Below are 16,720 nucleotides of genomic sequence, written 5' to 3'. Positions count from 1 at the left end.
AAATTGAGTGGAAGACGAATATATCGCTTTCATCATGTTCCCAAAATTTTTGTTGATATTTTGCCCCCAATGGTTAAAAAAATGAATCGAAAACTGGAAAATAGCGAATTGGAACGACTGGATGTCATCAGTTTCAAGGAAGCGGAAAAGACGCCTATCATTGTCATATTGGACAATGTCCGCAGCTTGAACAATATTGGTTCGGTCTTCAGGACCGCGGATGCTTTTTTGGTGCAAAAGATTTATCTCTGTGGCATTACGGCGACGCCTCCCCACAAGGATATCCGAAAAACAGCGCTTGGTGCCACCGAAAGTGTGGATTGGGAATACCGAAAGGATACCCTGGAACTGGTTGAGGAACTAAAATCCAAACACATTAAGGTCATTTCCGTGGAGCAGGCCGAGAATGCCATCATGTTGAATACATTTCAAACTGACCCCGAAACAACGGTAGCATTGATTTTCGGCAACGAGGTCAAGGGGGTTGCCCAAGAAGTGGTTTCGGCCAGTGATGCCGTTTTGGAAATTCCGCAGTTGGGGACCAAACATTCCCTGAATATTTCCGTAAGTGCTGGGGTAGTGGTATGGGATCTCTGGTCCAAACTGAATGCCCAAAAATGAAAAAAGCCCTGAAAAATCAGGGCCCGATATAAAGTTTGAGTTAGTTAGTTCCTTATTAAGAGGGCTCTAAGAAAATAAAACCAATCGTTATATCCAAACATTTTCTAAAAATTCTCCTAAAATTGGGATGAAAGGATGTTATCATCGAGCATCTCCAAAATGGACTCATAATCGGTCGGATTGTTCACAAAGTCCAGCTCGCCCATATCGATGATGAGGCTGTTCTGTTCCGGGTGGTCCTTCAGGAAATCCAAATACCCCCGATTGATTTTTTCCAAATAATCCGGGTCCATGTTCTGCTCGTAGTCCCTGCCCCTTTTCTTGATATTGGCCAACAACCGTTCGGTATTTTGGTAGAGGTAAAGGTAGATTTCCGGTTTTTTCACCTCTTTGTACATAAAGTTGAACAGCTTTCGGTACAGGTTGAATTCTTCCTGCTGCAAGGTGACCTTGGCAAAGATGAGCGATTTGAAGATGTCATAATCACTCACCATAAAATTCTTGAACAGGTCAAACTGTGAGGTGTCGTCCATAAACTGCTGGTAACGGTCCGCCAAAAAGGACATTTCCAAAGGAAATGCGTAGCGGGGTTTGTCCTGATAGAACTTGGGCAGAAAGGGGTTGTCGGCAAAGCGTTCCAGTACCAATTTGGCATTGAAATCCTCGGCGATCATCTTGGAAAGGGTGGTCTTGCCCGCACCGATATTCCCTTCGATGGCGATGAACTGCAATTGGGAATACAGTCCCGAACGGTCCTTGAACAATCGGTATTTTGTTTTGATGAGCTTGCTGCGGTCCTTGCATTCCTGCAATAGGTTTCGGGTGTCTTTCTGGAACACGGGATGGTAAAATTGGGGGGCAATGTCCGCCAATGGTTTCAGTACAAAGTTCCGATGTTGCATCTGCGGATGTGGCACCACCAATTCGTCCGTATGGATGACCTCTGTGCCATAATAAACGATGTCGATGTCCAAGGTCCGGGAGCCATACGCCTTTGTCTCCGAGCGCACACGACCAAAATCCCGTTCAATTTGCATCAGGGTATCAAGCAACGCTTCTGGCGAAAGTGGGGTCAGTAGGGAAATGCAGATGTTCAAAAAATCGTCCCCCTCAAAACCTACGGCCGGATTTTCATACACCGATGAAATGTCCAATACAGATCCTGCGCGTTGTTGGATGCGAAAAACAGCTTTTTGTAGAGTTGCCCGGCGATTGCCCAAATTGCTTCCCAGCGAAAGATATACCTTTTGTTTTCTGACCATAATCGAAGAAACAAAGTAAACAAAACAATACTACAATGGTTATATTTGGGACAGATTAAATTTTCATTGGATGAACTTTTTGAGAAACCTATTGGCTTCCATTTTGGGAAGCTTGATGGCATTTGCGATAATCATGGGGATGTTCTTCATTTTTTTGATGTTGATGGGCAATGCGGATGATGGAGTGGTGGTGAAGAAGAACACGGTCCTGGAGCTTGGCTTCATGGTCCCCGTGTTAGATTATACGGGTAAGGACGAAACCGACCCTTTTGCCGCGCTTTGGGGTGGCGAGTTAGGCATGGACGAGATCTTGCACACCATAGCAGTGGCCAAAACGGATGACCGTGTCGAGGGAATCAGTATCACCACCAGTTTTTTGCAAGCGGGCATTGCGCAGACCAGGGAGATCCGGGAGGCATTGCTCGATTTCAAATCCTCGGGCAAGTTCGTGCTCGCCCATTCCGACATCTATTCCCAGAAGGATTACTATTTGGCCAGTGTGGCCGATGAGGTATATATAAACCCCGTAGGCATTCTCGATTTTAAGGGGCTTGCCACAGAAGTACTTTATTATAAGGACCTTCAGGAAAAATCAGGGATAAAAATGGAGGTCATTCGCCATGGCAAGTACAAAAGCGCGGTGGAACCCTTTTTGTCCAATACCATGAGTGACGAGAACCGTACGCAGATCAAGGAATTGATCACTTCCATTTGGGATGTTATTGTGGACGACATTTCGGCCTCCAGAAAGATGAGCCCTGCGGACCTGAACATCGTGGCCGATACTTTGGGCGGAAGAACACCCAGTTTGGCCGTGGCCTCCGGTTTGTTGGACGGGGTACTGCACTTTGATGAGTACGAGGACCTCCTCCGGGAAAAAGTGGGCGTGAACGAGGGTGAAGAGCTTAACTACATCAAGTTTATGGACTATGCCCAATCGGCAAGCAAGAAAAATATAGTGACAGGGACCGACAAGATAGCCGTGATCTATGCCCAGGGGGAGATATTCTACGGAGAGGGCGGAAAAGACTACATCGGTCAGGGACTGATCGTTGAGGCACTGCAAAAAGCGGTGGAGAATGAAAGTGTAAAGGCCATTGTGTTCCGGGTGGATTCCCCTGGGGGCAGTGCTCTGGTCTCCGATATCATTTGGAGGGAGATGCAACTGGCCAAACAGGAAAAGCCTTTGGTCGTTTCCTTTGGAAACGTGGCAGCATCGGGTGGATACTATATCGGTGTGGCAGGTGACAAGATTTTTGCCGAACCCACGACCATCACTGGGTCCATTGGCGTGTTTGGGACCATTCCCAACATCAATGAACTGGCCAAGAATGTAGGCATCAATGCCGAGCAGGTGGGTACCAACCAAAATTCGGTGGACTATTCGCTGTTCGAGCCCATGGACGACTCGTTCCGTAACGTGGTCCAGGAAAGTATCGAGGAAACGTATGGTATCTTCTTGGAACGTGTGGCCCAAGGCCGCAACATGAGCATTGCCCAAGTGGACTCACTCGCCCAGGGAAGGGTATGGAGTGGGGTGGATGCCAAGGCGAACGGCTTGGTGGACGAACTGGGCAATTTGGACGATGCCATAGCGGCGGCGGCCGAAATGGCGGGATTGGATTCCTACGGCATTCGAAAATATCCAAAATACAAGTCAGGCTTTGAGCAATTTATGGAGAATATGGGCGGGGTAAAGACCAAGATAGGGGAGTCCATCATCCAGGAAGAGATCGGTACGGAAGCCTACCAACTTTTGAAGGAGTTCAAGGAATTGGGCAAACAGGAAGGGATTCAGGCCAAGATGCCTTTCCGTCTGAACATTAAATAAGCATGACGCAAAAGGACAAAAAAGCGGCATTTTCCATCTATCTGTACCTTGGGGCACTGTTCATCACCTCCTTGGTGGTGTCCAACCTCATATTTCAAAAATTTTTCCATTGGGCCCCGTTCGGTGAGGTCACTGTTTTTGGGGCGCCCCTTTTCGAGCTTTCGGTAGGGATTTTGCCCTATCCGATCACTTTTTTGATCACCGACCTGATCTCTGAGATCTACGGAAAGAAAAAAGCCAATCAAGTGGTGACGGCGGGCATCTTTGCCTCCTTTTTTTCCATGGGCATCATTTTGTTGGCCATCTATTCCAAGGCTATTCCCAGCTCACCCATAGATGATGCTACCTTCGGTAAGGTGTTTGGACTATCGCCCTTGGGTGTGCTGGCCTCCATGTTGGCCTATCTGGCGGCGCAGTACATCGATATCAGCATCTATCACTTTTGGAAAAAGGTGACACAGGGCCGAATGCTGTGGCTCCGGAACAATTTCTCCACCTTCTCATCACAACTGATAGATACGGTCACCGTGGTGGGGCTTTTGTGCATATTTGGCGTTTTGCCTTGGGACAAATTCTATGGTCTGGTTATCAGTGGAGTACTTTTTAAGATAATTATAGCACTTTTGGACACCCCTCTGCTCTATCTTTTCGTATATCTAATGCGTAAAAGATTTAACTTAAAAATAGGGGAAGAAATTTCTTTAGATTGAGGACTTCTCCTTTAATTTGTTGTAAAACATCTTAGTATGAAGAAAAAAGTCCTGAAAATTACCGTTATAACCCTACTTGTACTCATCGCCCTGGTTGTGGCCATTCCTTTGTTCCTTCAAGGAAAAATCGAACAGATCATCAAGGACAAGGTCAACAACAGTATCAATGCCACTTTGGATTTTGAGGATGCGAGCCTGAGCTTGCTCAAGAGCTTTCCCAGCGCCAATGTGCAACTCACGAACATTTCACTGGTGAACAAGGCCCCGTTTGAGGGTGACACCCTGTTTTCCTCAGGGAATATAGAGCTTACCATGTCCATCAAGGAATTGTTCAAGTCTGCCGATGAGCCCATCGTTATCCAAAAATTCAATGTGGACAAGGCCAAATTGAATGTCAAAGTGGATGAAAACGAAAATGCCAACTATGACATTGCCAAGGAAGATGAAAGTGCCCCGTCCGAAGCTACCGAAGAATCCGGGGACAACTTCACCTTGAACATGGATTCCTATAACATCACCAATTCCGAGATTGTGTACCATGATCTTTCCAGCGGTATGCGTTTGGCCATTTCCGAAATGAACCACTCCGGTACCGGAGATCTATCCCTCGAAAAATCCCAATTGAAGACCAAGACAGATGCCTTGGTCTCCTTCGAGATGGACAGCACCCTGTATCTGAACAAAAACAAGATCAATCTGGATGCCTTGATCGATATCGATCTGGCGGAGAGCAAATATTCCTTTTTGGAGAACAAGGCGTTGGTGAACCAACTGCCCTTGGTGTTCGATGGTTTTGTAAAGATCAATGAGAACAACCAAGAAGTGGACATTACCTTCAAGACGCCCTCTTCCGATTTCAAGAATTTCCTCGCCGTGATCCCGGAAGCCTATTCCAAGAACATCGAGACCGTGCAGACCACGGGTAATTTTGAGGTGAACGGACAGTTCAAGGGCATTGTGGACGAAGAACACATCCCTACGTTCAAGATTGCCATCAATTCGGACAATGCGTCCTTCAAATATCCCGACCTGCCCAAGGCCGTGCGCAATGTGTTCATCGATACCGAGATCAACAACGAAACGGGGATCACCGAAGATACCTACGTGGACATCAACAGGCTCTCCTTTACCATTGACGAGGACAAGTTCAACATGAATGCCAAGATCAGGGAGCTGATGGGCAACACCAAGGTGGATGCCCACATGGACGGACGAATCAATCTGGCCAATATTTCACAGGCTTATCCCGTTCCCGATGACTATAACCTGAAAGGAATCCTGAATGCGGACGTGACCACCGGTTTTGATATGGAATCCTTGGAGAAAAAACAGTACCAGAACACCAAGATGAGCGGTAACATGCAGCTCACAGGATTTGAATATGCCTCCGAAGAACTAAAGAACCCCGTGGCCATCAGCAAGGCGGCCATGACCTTCAACCCGCAAACGGTAGCCCTGAACTCCTTTGAAGGCAAAACGGGAAGCACCGATTTCAATGCTTCAGGAACGTTGACCAATTTGTTGGGCTTTATGTTCAACGATGAAAAAGTGGAGGGTAACTTCAAACTGAGCTCCAACCAGTTTGCCCTGAACGATTTTATGATGGAAGAAACGGCCGAGACGGGAACCAGCACGGGCGAAAAGGAGAGTACCCCTGCAACTACGGGTGAGGAGCGTATAAAAATACCTTCTTTTTTGGACTGTACCGTAGAGGCTGCGGCCAATACCGTGCTGTATGACAACCTGAAACTGAAGAACGTGAAGGGAACCTTGGTGATCAAGGATGAAACGGCGACGGTGCAAAATCTCACTTCCGATCTTTTTGGAGGTACACTGGGCTTGTCGGGTTCCGTTTCCACCAAAGAGGCCAGCTCTACATTTGATGTGGACCTTGGGATGAGCAACTTCAACATCGGGGAATCCTTTGCCGGATTGGACCTGTTCAAAGTGTTGACACCCTTGGCCAGCGCCATTCAGGGAAAACTCAATTCCGACATCAAGATATCCGGGAACCTGAAGGATGACTTTACCCCCAATTTGGCGACCATATCCGGGAACCTTTTGGCCGAATTGTTGTCACCAAAGGTGGATACCGAAAAAGCGCCCTTGGTTTCGGCCTTGGACAGCAAGTTCAATTTCTTGAACACCAAGGAAATCAATCTGGATGGGCTAAAAACGGCCTTGAGTTTTGACAATGGAACCGTGAGTGTAAAGCCTTTTACGCTAAAGTACAAGGACATTGCCATCAATGTGGCAGGTAGCCATAGTTTTGAAAAACAAATGGAATACAAGGCCACTTTGGACGTTCCTGCCAAATATTTGGGCGCGGAGGTGAACAAACTGATCGCCCAATTGAACGATAATAGCCTGGGTGAGGTCACCATTCCCGTTACAGCAAATATTGGTGGCAACTTTACCAGCCCTACGGTAAGCACAGATTTGACCTCTGGGGTCAAGACCTTGACCACAAAGCTGGTGGAGATCCAAAAACAAAAATTGGTGAACCAAGGCAAGGACAAGGCCAAAGATCTGTTGTCCGATGTGTTCAAAAAGAACGAGGGTGACACCACTGCTACCAAATCCTCCGGGGTGAAAGAAACGTTGGGGAACCTGCTAGGCGGTGACAAGAAGACCACCACTACCGATACGACCAAGACCACAACCAAGGAAGAAGACGTAAAGAATGCCGCAAAATCCGTACTCGGTGGATTATTGGGCAAGAAGAAGAAAGATACTGTGAACTAAAAAATATAAAGGGCTGTCTAAAAAGTGATCAAATTGTCATTTTGAGCTGTCACCCTGAGCGCAGTCGAAGGGGCAGGTGAAAAATCTTTATTGTTTTATTGCCAAATGGGTGAATTTCAAAAAGATTCTTCATTTCATTCAGAATGACACCTTTTTAGACAGCCCTTTTTTATTCCTCGATTTCACCCTCGATAGTGGCCAGAATCTCATCCATGCTCTGCATCAATGGAACGTAGTGCATGGTTTCCGTGGTGATGCTGGTGAGGACGAACATCAACAGATTGTTCTCAAATTCGGTGGATTGCAAAAGGGGGAGGTTGCTCAGTTGTTCCGTGGCAACGGGAAGTCCCAAATCACCGGAAACCCCTGTGAGGTCATAAATGGTCTTGATGCTGTTTTCGTTCGTTCGGAACATATTGATGATTTGGTCCCTCTCCTGGTCCAGCATGGCCTCTTGTTTGGAAATATCATCCATATTGGAAATCCAGTTGGTGAGCAAAACCCGAAGTTGTGGGTTGGTGAGGTCCTTCAAGCTGCCCGAATTGATCATTTCCTCCAATAGCGAATTGTTGGGGTTATAGGAAATATCAAAAGCGAAGGCATTGTAGAGCAGGTTGGACAGTTCCTCTTCATTAGGAAGGCGGTTTGGGTCCTGCATAAAACCTATGATGGTCTTGGAATCCTCATAGCTCTTTTTGTTGACAGAAATAAGGGTCTTGAGTTTGTTTTGGCTCGTCTCGAATTCCTTTTTCAGACCGATGAGATAAACCTGTTGCTTCTTGTGTTTGATGCTGTCCTCGTTGGCATTGTCAATGGCCAAGGCGATAAGAATGCCAATTACCACCAATACGATTTCGCCAATGGCATAGAGCACATAGTTGCCGACCTTTTTTTCTTCGATCAGTCCCCTTCGGATTTTTCTAAAAAATTTGAGCATGGTATAAGGTTGGTTTTGAAAAAGGCATCAACCGATGCCGATACCTACATAATATCCCTCGCTGCCCCGTACATTGAACACGGTGTTGTCCTCGAAGATGAGGTACTGACCTTTGATGCCCTTGAGTACCCCCGTGTAGCTAGGTGTTTTGTCCAGGTTTAGGCTATTTACCTTTTCTGGATACTGCAGTACCGGAAAATCAAGATGGGTCTCCCCATTGTTCTCGATGAAATATTTGGCCGCTTCGTCGGGAATAAAGGGTTTCAACTTGTTCCGCCACTCCACGAGGTCCACATCCTCAATGTCGTTTTTGAGCATTTTCTGCCAACTGGTCTTGTCGCTCACATGATCCTTGAGGGCCACCTCGGTGATCCCGGCCAGATATCGGTTGGGCACCTCCACAATTTCGATGGCCTCATGCGCCCCTTGATCGATCCAACGAGTGGGTACTTGCGATTTTCGAGTAACGCCCACCTTAATATTGCTGGAATTGGCCAGATATACAATGTGTGGCTGTAGCTGCATCTTCTTTTCGTATTCCAGGTCACGGTCCTCCTTGTCCAGATGGGCCGTGCTCAGTTCAGGTTTCATGATCCAATCGCCGGCAAGCGGGGTCTCATAAAAACAGGATTTGCAGAACCCCTGTCTGTAGATGGGCTTGTCCTCTCCACAGTTCAGACATTGGAACTTGATGAAATCGATTTGGAGCTGTTTGCCCAACGCTTGGTTCATGTTGAGAAAATCGTTCTCGAAGACCAAAAAGTACTGGATGGGCTTCCCGTTTTCGGTTTGCATTTTGCGTAGGACTCCTTCGTATAGCATGTGGAATGAATGTTTGTTTCTAATTTGAAAATGAAAGCCAGAAAAGCTATTTTAGCGGTTACACCTTGCTAAATTCTCGGTTAAAGATACCTAAAAATGCCAATACCATTATTCAATTCCATAGCTTCTTGGTTGTTGAAAAAGCGTTATCATCAGATAGAGCTTTTTTTGAAGTACCCCTTGGATGTCCAAGATGAGGTATTGAGACAGTTGATGGATTTTTCCCAGGACACCATGATCGGTAAACAGTATGGCTTCAGGGATTTGCCCAAGTATGAAGAATTCTGCAACAGGGTGCCCTTGGTGAGCTATGAGGATGTGGCCCCATTGATAGAACGCACACGTAAAGGCGAACAGAACCTCTTCTGGCCCACCACCATCAAATGGTTTGCCAAGAGCAGTGGCACCACCAATGCCAAGAGCAAGTTCATTCCGGTGAGCAACGAGGCCTTGGAGGATTGTCATTACAAGTCCAGTAAGGACCTTCTGTGCCTCTACCTGAACAATAATGAGAATTCCCAATTGTTCACTGGAAAGAGCCTCAGGTTGGGAGGGAGCAAGGAGCTCTATGAGGACAATGGAACCTTTTTCGGGGACCTTTCCGCTATCTTGATAGACAATATGCCCCTTTGGGCAGAATACAGCAGTACGCCCAGCAACAAGGTTTCCCTGATGAGCGAGTGGGAATCCAAATTGGAGGCCATCATAGAGGAGAGCATCCAAGAAAATGTGACCAGTTTGGCAGGCGTTCCCTCATGGATGTTGGTATTGCTCAACCAAGTTTTGGAGAAAACCGGTAAGGGCCATTTGTTCGAGATATGGGAAAACCTGGAAGTCTATTTCCATGGCGGGGTGAGCTTCACGCCCTACCGCGACCAGTATAAGAAACTGTTGCCCCGCAAAAGTTTTAATTATTATGAGACCTACAATGCCTCCGAAGGATTTTTTGGCATACAGGACCAGAACAATTCAGATGACCTATTGTTGATGTTGGACTATGGCATTTTCTATGAGTTTATCCCGATGGGTCCCGGAGGAGATGGTAAGGCCATACCTTTGTGGGAAGTGCAGCTAGGGGTAAACTATGCGATGGTAATCACCACCAATGCCGGACTTTGGCGGTACAAGATCGGTGATACAGTGCGGTTCACCAGTAAAGACCCGTACCGGATCAGGATCACTGGGCGTACCAAACACCACATCAATGTGTTTGGGGAAGAACTGATCATTGAAAACGCGGAGGAAGCCTTGCGACAGATTTGCCAAACCACCGATTCCGAGATCATGGACTACACCGCTGCTCCCATTTTCATGACCGATAAGGAAAAAGGGGCCCACGAGTGGGTCATTGAATTCAGAAAGCCACCTAAGGATGTATCACATTTTATTGAATCCCTTGACAATGCGCTCAAATCGTTGAACTCGGACTATGAGGCAAAACGGTACAACAATATCACCCTCAAAATGCCCAAAGTGCACGTGGCACGCAAGAACCTTTTCCATGATTGGTTGAAATCCAAGAACAAATTGGGAGGTCAGCACAAAATTCCAAGGCTCTCAAACGAAAGGTGTTACATTGAAGAGTTGCTCCAAATGAACGTGCAATAACATAGTTTTTATAGAATGTAACTCCGTATATTGAATTTACGAAAACGTTTTCGTAAATTTGAACCCTTTATCGTGGAAACGAATCTTTTGAACAAATAAAAGCGGAGGTTACACGTTTAATGATGAAATTTCCCCATCAAATTTTGTCAAACACTAAACCATTAAACAATGACAGAAAAACTGGTAGTCATCTCAGACATGTGGGGCGCTAAAAAGGGGCTATGGATAGCCTCTTATTTTGGATACCTTCAGCAGTATTACGACATCGTGTTTCACGATTGCCAGCAACTAGGGGGCATCGATGTGCCATTGAACACCGAAGAGAACATCCACAAGGCCTTTGTTGATGGTGGAATCGATACCGCAGTTGCCCAATTGCTGAAAAAGGAAACCACACCGGCGCATTACTTGGCTTTCAGTACGGGAGGGACCATTGCCTATAAAGCGGCACTTCGAGGTTTGCCCATGAAATCCCTTACCTCTATATCGGCTACACGGATCAGGTTGGAAGACCAAAGGCCCGATGTACCCATGAATTTGATCTATGGGGAGTATGATGAGTTCATGCCCAACCAGAAATGGGCACAGGAAATGGGAGTGGAACTCAATGTGGTTCCCCATTTCGGTCACGGTCTTTACACCGATGAAAAAATCATTTCAGAAGTGTGCTTGGGCCTTTTGGAACAAGTGACACAAGTGGTTACCAAGAAAGCGGTCTAGACCCTTTTGGGTCTAGGACACCACTTTCAGTTTTTTGATGGTCTCGTAAGAAAGCATTTTTTCGGCGTAAGCCTTGGTGACTTTGAACTCCGTTTCGTCACTGCTTGGCAGGGTGAACATGGCATCGGTGAATACAGCCTCACAGAGCGAACGCAATCCGCGTGCCCCCAATTTGTACTCCACCGCCTTTTCTACAATATAGTCAAGCGCTTGTTCCGTGATGGTGAACGAAATTCCATCCATGTCGAACAACTTTTCGTATTGTTTGATGATGGCATTTCTGGGCTCGGTCAAAATGGCCCTTAGGGTCTTGGCGTCCAGAGGGTTCATGTGGGTGAGCACCGGTAGCCTACCAATGATTTCAGGGATAAGCCCAAATTCCTTCAGATCTTTTGGGATGATGTATTGGAGGATGTTCTCGCTGTCCAACTTGTCCTCCGCTTTGGAAGCACTATAACCAACGGCCTGCATGTTCAAGCGTTTGGTGATGATACGTTCAATGCCGTCAAATGCACCGCCCGCCACAAAAAGGATGTTCTCGGTATTTACCTCGATGAACTTTTGATCGGGGTGCTTACGCCCGCCTTTGGGCGGAACGTTCACTACGGTGCCTTCCAATAGTTTCAACAATCCTTGCTGCACACCTTCCCCGGAAACATCACGGGTTATGGAAGGGTTGTCACTTTTTCGGGCAATCTTGTCGATCTCATCGATAAAGACAATGCCCCTTTCCGCTTTCTCCAGATTGTAATCTGCAGCTTGTAGTAGACGGGTGAGTATGCTTTCCACATCCTCGCCCACATAACCGGCCTCTGTGAGCACGGTGGCATCCACAATGGCCAAAGGCACGTTCAGCATTCGGGCTATGGTCTTGGCGATAAGGGTCTTTCCGGTTCCGGTCTGCCCCACCATGATGATGTTGCTCTTTTGGATCTCTACATCATTGTCCTTGCCCTTGGGCTGCAAAAGCCTTTTATAGTGGTTGTACACCGCAACCGACATTACCCTCTTCGTTCTTTCCTGGCCAATGACAAAAGTGTCCAGGAAATCGTGGATCTCCATGGGCTTTTTCAGGACCAGTTCGGAAGAGAGGTCTTGGTTCTTGGATTGTTTGGATTCTTCAGCGACTATGCTGTGGGCCTGTTCTATACATCTATCACAGATGTGTGCATCAAGTCCTGCAATCAATAAATTGGTTTCTGGTTTTTTCCTACCACAAAAAGAACATTCCAGATTTTCCTTTGCCATACTTCATCAATATTCTGCATTCAACCTACAATAACGTAAAAAAAATGGTTTTGGTTTGCGCTAAGTGGTTGTTTTTTAATAAACTAATTTGTTAGGATCTGTCCCTTGCCAAAATTTCGTCGATCATTCCGTACTCCTTGGCCTCATCGGCTTTCATCCAGTAATCACGGTCACTGTCCTCATACACCTTGTCAAAAGGTTGTCCGGAATGCTTGGCGATGATCTGGTACAGTTCGTCCTTGATCTTCAACACTTCTTTCGCTGCAATTTCAATATCGCTGGCCTGGCCCTGTGCCCCTGAAAGTGGCTGGTGGATCATTACCCTGGAGTGGGTAAGCCCGCTTCGCTTGCCTTCCTGTCCGGCGCAAAGCAGCACGGCGGCCATGGATGCGGCAATACCGGTACAAATGGTGGCCACATCGGGTTTGATGAACTGCATGGTGTCATAAATGCCCAATCCGGCATACACGCTTCCACCCGGAGAGTTGATATATATTTGGATGTCCTTGGAGGCATCCGCGCTTTCCAAGAACAGCAATTGTGCCTGTACAATGTTGGCTACCTGATCGTTGATCCCTGTGCCCAAAAAGATGATGCGGTCCATCATCAATCGGGAGAAAACATCCATGGCAATGGCGTTCAACTGCCTTTCCTCGATGATGTTCGGGGTCATGTTCATGGGGTACATGCTGCTCATGATCTGGTCATAGTGCATGCTGTTCATGCCATGGTGCTGGGTGGCGTATTTTTTGAATTCTTTTCCGTAATCCATAGGATTTCTTTCGATTTATCTTAAAAAAAAGGTGCCGAAAAAGTTGCTTTTCGGCACCGTAAAGATACTTATTTTTCTTTTAGCGATAGCCTAGCTATATGCTTCCTTGATAAAGTCGTCGTAAGAGACTTCCTTTGCCTTGAGGTTGGCCTTTTCTTTGTAAAGGTCCAATAGTTTTTGGCTCATCAACTGCTCCGAAAGCCTTCTCACCTCGTCCTGGTTGCCCAATACCCTTGCGGCAATGCCTTCCAGTTCCTCATCTTTTGGATCCAAGTGGCCATATTGTGCCATTTGCGCCTTGATGAAGCCTTTGGCAAATTCCTTGAGCTCGTCAAACTGTACCTGAAGGTTGTTCTCTTGGATGATCTTGCCTTCAATAAGTTGATAACGGAGTCCTTTTTCGGATCTTTCAAACTCTTCTTTGGCCTCGTCTTCGGAAAGTGGTTTTTCGCCGCTGATCTGGATCCACTTTTTCAAGAACTCGGCAGGAAGTTCAAACTTGGTCTCGTCGATCAGTTTTTCAGTAATGTCGTTCAACAACTTCTGATCGGACTGTTGCTCGAATTGTTTTTCGGAATCTTCCTTGATGCGGTCCTTCAACTCCTTTTCAGAGGTTACCTTGTCCTTTCCGAACAATTTATCGAACAGGTCTTGGTCCAAAGCGGCGGGTTCGCGCTCGTTGATCTCATCAATGGTGAAAGTGACGTTGGTGTCCAATTTGTCCGCTTTGTCACGGTTGATGCCCAAGGCACTGGACAAAAGATAATCTTCTTTGAAAAGGCCTTTGGTGGCTAGGGTCACTGTTTCGCCTACTTTCTTCCCGGTAAGGGCGTCCAAGGCTTTTTTGCCCTTGATCTTGTCTATTTCGATGGTGGTCTTGTGGTCAATGTCCTCGGCCTCATTGGTAAAAGTACCGGTAACTTCGGCTTTCTTTCCCACTTCAGTTTTGGAAACAAGTTTTCCATATTGCTTCTGGATGCGCTCCACTTGCTCGTCGATCATTTTCTTGTCGGCGACAATTTTGTATTGGGTCACCGCTTTTTTGGTCTTGAGCTGTACATCGAAACTGGGGGCCAGTCCAAGTTCAAACTCAAAATCGAGGTGGTCCTTGTCCCAATCAAAGTTTTCCTGCTGCTTGGGCAGGGGATTGCCCAACACATCCAATTTTTCCTCGGTAAGGTATTTGTTCAGGTTGTCTTGGAGCAGTTTGTTCACTTCATCCACCAAAACGGCCTTGCCATATTGCTTTTTGATCAGTCCCATGGGAACCTGACCTTTTCTGAAACCAGGGATGTTGGCCTGTTTTCTGTAATCCTTTAGGATTTTTTCTACCTTGTCCTGATAGTCTTCTTTGCTTATGGCGACTTTTACAACTGCATTAAGATCGTCAATCTGCTCTTTAGTAATATTCATCTCCTACCTAATTTGCTATTCAAAAATGGGTGGCAAAAGTAATGCATTTTTGGTTTGGCAGCAACTTTTTAAACGCTTGAATGTCAAACAAAATGAATTCTATTGATCCTCTTTCAAAATGGAGTGCAAAATGGCCTGCAAAAAAGCCAATAACAAGCTGAAGATGATGGCCCACCAAAAACTCACCACCTGAAAGCCATCGATCAATTTTGCAGCAATGAGAATGATAATGGCATTGATCACCAAGAGGAAGAGGCCCAAGGTGAGCACGGTGATGGGAAGTGTGAGAATGACCAATATGGGCTTGACCAAAAAGTTGAGGATGCTCAGGACAACGGCGACAATAATGGCGGTAAACATGGAGTCCACCCCCACACCAGGCAGGATGTAGGATAGGATGACAACGGCCAGGGCATTCAGTAAAAGTCTTAAAATGAGTTTCATAAGGTTGTTTTGGATTTTTTTTGATACTAAAAAAGGCACCGTCAGAAACGGTGCCTTTAAGATAGTAAATTAAATGTTGCTTAGTTAATATATAGTCCGGTATAATCCAAAGGATTTACACCGGGCAAATTCGATCCGTATTTGGTGTTGATGGCCGCGATGAAGGCATTGGCCAAAATGGCATAGCCTCTAGGGGCCGGATGGACACCATCCAATGAAAACCCTCCGCCAGTGGCAAAGGCTGCGGTAACGATACTGCCGTCTGCCAACTGAACACCATTTGCTTTGATGTCGGTCATCAGTGCGTTGGCATCAACGAAGGCTAGGTCATAGGTGCTGGCCAAGGAAGAAATGGTCAGGTTGTAGGCATCTGTGGCATTCTTCACTAATTCCTGCTCCTCGGGAGTAAGTACCCATTGGTCGGCCAAAGGCACTGCCACACCATTGATGGATGTGGGGTCGTTGGGATTGGCCAAGGTGCCGATGAAGGTTCTTGAGGTGAGCACCATAAGGTCTTCTTCGGTGGCTTGTCTCATGTTGATCAATGCCGGGTTGTATATGGTGAGGTCAGTAAGGTCCTCATCAATGATAACAACGGCATTTCCTTCGCCTGCGGCAAAGGTGATGGTTCTTTTTGCCAACTCATCTTCGGTTATCAAATCCATTGACTGTAATTGTTGTAGACCGGCATTATAGGCTCCATAGGCCGAAGCACTGTTCAGAAATCCTGCGGTGGCGGCATCCAACGGAATGGGATTGTGTGGCACTGTTGTGAAATAGGGGATGTCGGTAACGTAGGGAATGTTGGCAATGGCGCCTTTGGCCCCGTTTGCGGTCATCGTCATTAAAATTCCGTTCATGACGTTGGCGTATACGTTGGGATCGGTGATATCATCCCGGGAATAGGTGCTTGGATCCAGGTTTCCTGCCTGGTCTTCACCGGCGCCTCCGCCAATGGCGTATAATACGACATCGTTGGTGCCGGCCCAAAGGGTAAAGAAGGTGGGATTCTGCGCGGCGGCATCACCAATCACGGTCGCGCTTTCCGATGATGAAAAACGAACAAAGTAAGGATTGGCTGCTCCTATGGCCAAACCTGCCAGGCTACCATAGCCTGGTGCCAAGAGTTCATAGCTTTTTGCTCCTGGGACGCCCATGTTATTGAATGGTCCCGTGAGTTTGGTGGAAACCTCGGTGCTCCCCTGTCCTGCAACGGGGGTTGGGGCCGGACCACCGGCAGCAAAGGCCAAGAAAAGCCTATTGCCTGAAATGGGGCTGCCTTGAAGGGTCATTCCGCCCAAATTGTCCGCCATGTAGGGTATGGTAAATTCGCCTCCGCCTGCAAGGGCAAAATTGGAGGCCAACATGTTGGGCATGGAAGCTTCTTGCCCATCAATGAAGAGGGCGTTGTCCGAGAATCCTGCGGTAAGGGAATTGCCTACGGCAACATACTTGGTAAAATCTGCTGTCCCCGCGGTATAGTCCACAGGTTCTGGGCCCGGTGTTTCGGGTAGGGAGGTATCATCTTCACATGCAATTAAGAATAGGCCTAAAAAAGGGAGCAAGGCATAAAACTTTTTCATATCG

General features: G+C 46.9%; 14 protein-coding genes. 6 read left to right on the top strand and 8 right to left on the bottom strand.

Translation table 11 applies throughout. From position 1 onward, the window contains the following. Nucleotides 1–81 precede the first annotated feature (81 nt). A complete protein-coding gene (locus tag DB398_RS10745; protein WP_108424411.1) occupies nucleotides 82–621 on the top strand; it encodes an RNA methyltransferase in 540 nt (179 codons plus the stop codon). Between the two features lie 116 nt (nucleotides 622–737). Here DB398_RS10745 and folK read toward each other — a convergent pair whose 3' ends face one another. After that, the gene (gene folK / locus DB398_RS10740) at nucleotides 738–1,883 is read right to left on the bottom strand and encodes a 2-amino-4-hydroxy-6-hydroxymethyldihydropteridine diphosphokinase (protein WP_108424377.1); all 1,146 of its coding nucleotides are present in this window, start codon (nucleotides 1,881–1,883) and stop codon (nucleotides 738–740) included. Nucleotides 1,884–1,953: 70 nt separating this feature from the next. Here folK and sppA point away from each other — a divergent pair, with 70 nt between their 5' ends. The 3 genes from sppA to DB398_RS10725 are packed head-to-tail and all read left to right on the top strand — an operon-like array spanning nucleotide 1,954 to nucleotide 7,169. Beyond that, nucleotides 1,954–3,714 (top strand): signal peptide peptidase SppA, encoded by a 1,761-nt coding sequence (sppA, locus tag DB398_RS10735; RefSeq protein ID WP_108424376.1) that lies wholly within the window; start codon nucleotides 1,954–1,956, stop codon nucleotides 3,712–3,714. A gap of 2 nt (nucleotides 3,715–3,716) precedes the next feature. Further along, nucleotides 3,717–4,424, top strand: a complete 708-nt coding sequence (locus tag DB398_RS10730) for a queuosine precursor transporter (RefSeq protein WP_108424375.1) — start codon at nucleotides 3,717–3,719, stop codon at nucleotides 4,422–4,424. A gap of 36 nt (nucleotides 4,425–4,460) precedes the next feature. Then, complete coding sequence (locus tag DB398_RS10725) at nucleotides 4,461–7,169, top strand: AsmA-like C-terminal region-containing protein (protein ID WP_108424374.1); 2,709 nt, start codon at nucleotides 4,461–4,463, stop codon at nucleotides 7,167–7,169. A gap of 169 nt (nucleotides 7,170–7,338) precedes the next feature. Here DB398_RS10725 and DB398_RS10720 read toward each other — a convergent pair whose 3' ends face one another. Beyond that, nucleotides 7,339–8,106, bottom strand: coding sequence for a DUF6090 family protein (locus DB398_RS10720; protein ID WP_108424373.1), 768 nt, complete (start codon nucleotides 8,104–8,106; stop codon nucleotides 7,339–7,341). Between the two features lie 27 nt (nucleotides 8,107–8,133). Beyond that, the gene (locus tag DB398_RS10715) at nucleotides 8,134–8,928 is read right to left on the bottom strand and encodes a DUF2797 domain-containing protein (RefSeq protein WP_108424372.1); all 795 of its coding nucleotides are present in this window, start codon (nucleotides 8,926–8,928) and stop codon (nucleotides 8,134–8,136) included. Nucleotides 8,929–9,024: 96 nt separating this feature from the next. Between DB398_RS10715 and DB398_RS10710 the strand changes: the two genes are divergently transcribed. Together DB398_RS10710 and DB398_RS10705 are read left to right on the top strand one after the other, a co-directional pair. After that, nucleotides 9,025–10,536 (top strand): GH3 auxin-responsive promoter family protein, encoded by a 1,512-nt coding sequence (locus tag DB398_RS10710; protein ID WP_108424371.1) that lies wholly within the window; start codon nucleotides 9,025–9,027, stop codon nucleotides 10,534–10,536. A 168-nt stretch (nucleotides 10,537–10,704) separates the two neighbouring features. Further along, on the top strand, nucleotides 10,705–11,256 hold the full coding sequence (locus tag DB398_RS10705) for a dienelactone hydrolase family protein (protein WP_108424370.1): 552 nt from the start codon (nucleotides 10,705–10,707) through the stop codon (nucleotides 11,254–11,256). Nucleotides 11,257–11,268: 12 nt separating this feature from the next. Here the strand turns inward: DB398_RS10705 and clpX are convergent, their stop codons facing one another. The 5 genes from clpX to DB398_RS10680 all read right to left on the bottom strand — a co-directional run bounded on the left by clpX (nucleotide 11,269) and on the right by DB398_RS10680 (nucleotide 16,716). Next, on the bottom strand, nucleotides 11,269–12,504 hold the full coding sequence (clpX, locus tag DB398_RS10700; protein WP_072878341.1) for an ATP-dependent Clp protease ATP-binding subunit ClpX: 1,236 nt from the start codon (nucleotides 12,502–12,504) through the stop codon (nucleotides 11,269–11,271). Between the two features lie 91 nt (nucleotides 12,505–12,595). Further along, nucleotides 12,596–13,276, bottom strand: a complete 681-nt coding sequence (clpP, locus tag DB398_RS10695) for an ATP-dependent Clp endopeptidase proteolytic subunit ClpP (protein ID WP_108424369.1) — start codon at nucleotides 13,274–13,276, stop codon at nucleotides 12,596–12,598. Between the two features lie 90 nt (nucleotides 13,277–13,366). Then, nucleotides 13,367–14,689 (bottom strand): trigger factor, encoded by a 1,323-nt coding sequence (gene tig / locus DB398_RS10690; protein ID WP_108424368.1) that lies wholly within the window; start codon nucleotides 14,687–14,689, stop codon nucleotides 13,367–13,369. Between the two features lie 99 nt (nucleotides 14,690–14,788). Beyond that, nucleotides 14,789–15,133, bottom strand: a complete 345-nt coding sequence (locus DB398_RS10685) for a phage holin family protein (RefSeq protein ID WP_108424367.1) — start codon at nucleotides 15,131–15,133, stop codon at nucleotides 14,789–14,791. Nucleotides 15,134–15,213: 80 nt separating this feature from the next. Beyond that, the gene (locus tag DB398_RS10680; protein ID WP_108424366.1) at nucleotides 15,214–16,716 is read right to left on the bottom strand and encodes an SGNH/GDSL hydrolase family protein; all 1,503 of its coding nucleotides are present in this window, start codon (nucleotides 16,714–16,716) and stop codon (nucleotides 15,214–15,216) included. Nucleotides 16,717–16,720 lie beyond the last annotated feature (4 nt).

It is taken from the genome of Flagellimonas amoyensis, from assembly GCF_003058265.1.
Lineage (GTDB): Bacteria > Bacteroidota > Bacteroidia > Flavobacteriales > Flavobacteriaceae > Flagellimonas > Flagellimonas amoyensis.
The sequence above is the reverse complement of the archived record's forward strand: the minus strand, read 5'-3'. Positions and strand labels throughout refer to the sequence as shown.

Excerpts from the sequence above, each read along its gene's own strand:
- DB398_RS10745 (WP_108424411.1), top strand. The coding sequence starts at position 82 with ATGAATCGAAAACTGGAAAATAGCGAATTGGAACGACTGGATGTCATC.
- folK (WP_108424377.1), bottom strand. The coding sequence starts at position 1,883 with ATGGTCAGAAAACAAAAGGTATATCTTTCGCTGGGAAGCAATTTGGGC.
- sppA (WP_108424376.1), top strand. The coding sequence starts at position 1,954 with ATGAACTTTTTGAGAAACCTATTGGCTTCCATTTTGGGAAGCTTGATG.
- DB398_RS10730 (WP_108424375.1), top strand. The coding sequence starts at position 3,717 with ATGACGCAAAAGGACAAAAAAGCGGCATTTTCCATCTATCTGTACCTT.
- DB398_RS10725 (WP_108424374.1), top strand. The coding sequence starts at position 4,461 with ATGAAGAAAAAAGTCCTGAAAATTACCGTTATAACCCTACTTGTACTC.
- DB398_RS10720 (WP_108424373.1), bottom strand. The coding sequence starts at position 8,106 with ATGCTCAAATTTTTTAGAAAAATCCGAAGGGGACTGATCGAAGAAAAA.
- DB398_RS10715 (WP_108424372.1), bottom strand. The coding sequence starts at position 8,928 with ATGCTATACGAAGGAGTCCTACGCAAAATGCAAACCGAAAACGGGAAG.
- DB398_RS10710 (WP_108424371.1), top strand. The coding sequence starts at position 9,025 with ATGCCAATACCATTATTCAATTCCATAGCTTCTTGGTTGTTGAAAAAG.
- DB398_RS10705 (WP_108424370.1), top strand. The coding sequence starts at position 10,705 with ATGACAGAAAAACTGGTAGTCATCTCAGACATGTGGGGCGCTAAAAAG.
- clpX (WP_072878341.1), bottom strand. The coding sequence starts at position 12,504 with ATGGCAAAGGAAAATCTGGAATGTTCTTTTTGTGGTAGGAAAAAACCA.
- clpP (WP_108424369.1), bottom strand. The coding sequence starts at position 13,276 with ATGGATTACGGAAAAGAATTCAAAAAATACGCCACCCAGCACCATGGC.
- tig (WP_108424368.1), bottom strand. The coding sequence starts at position 14,689 with ATGAATATTACTAAAGAGCAGATTGACGATCTTAATGCAGTTGTAAAA.
- DB398_RS10685 (WP_108424367.1), bottom strand. The coding sequence starts at position 15,133 with ATGAAACTCATTTTAAGACTTTTACTGAATGCCCTGGCCGTTGTCATC.
- DB398_RS10680 (WP_108424366.1), bottom strand. The coding sequence starts at position 16,716 with ATGAAAAAGTTTTATGCCTTGCTCCCTTTTTTAGGCCTATTCTTAATT.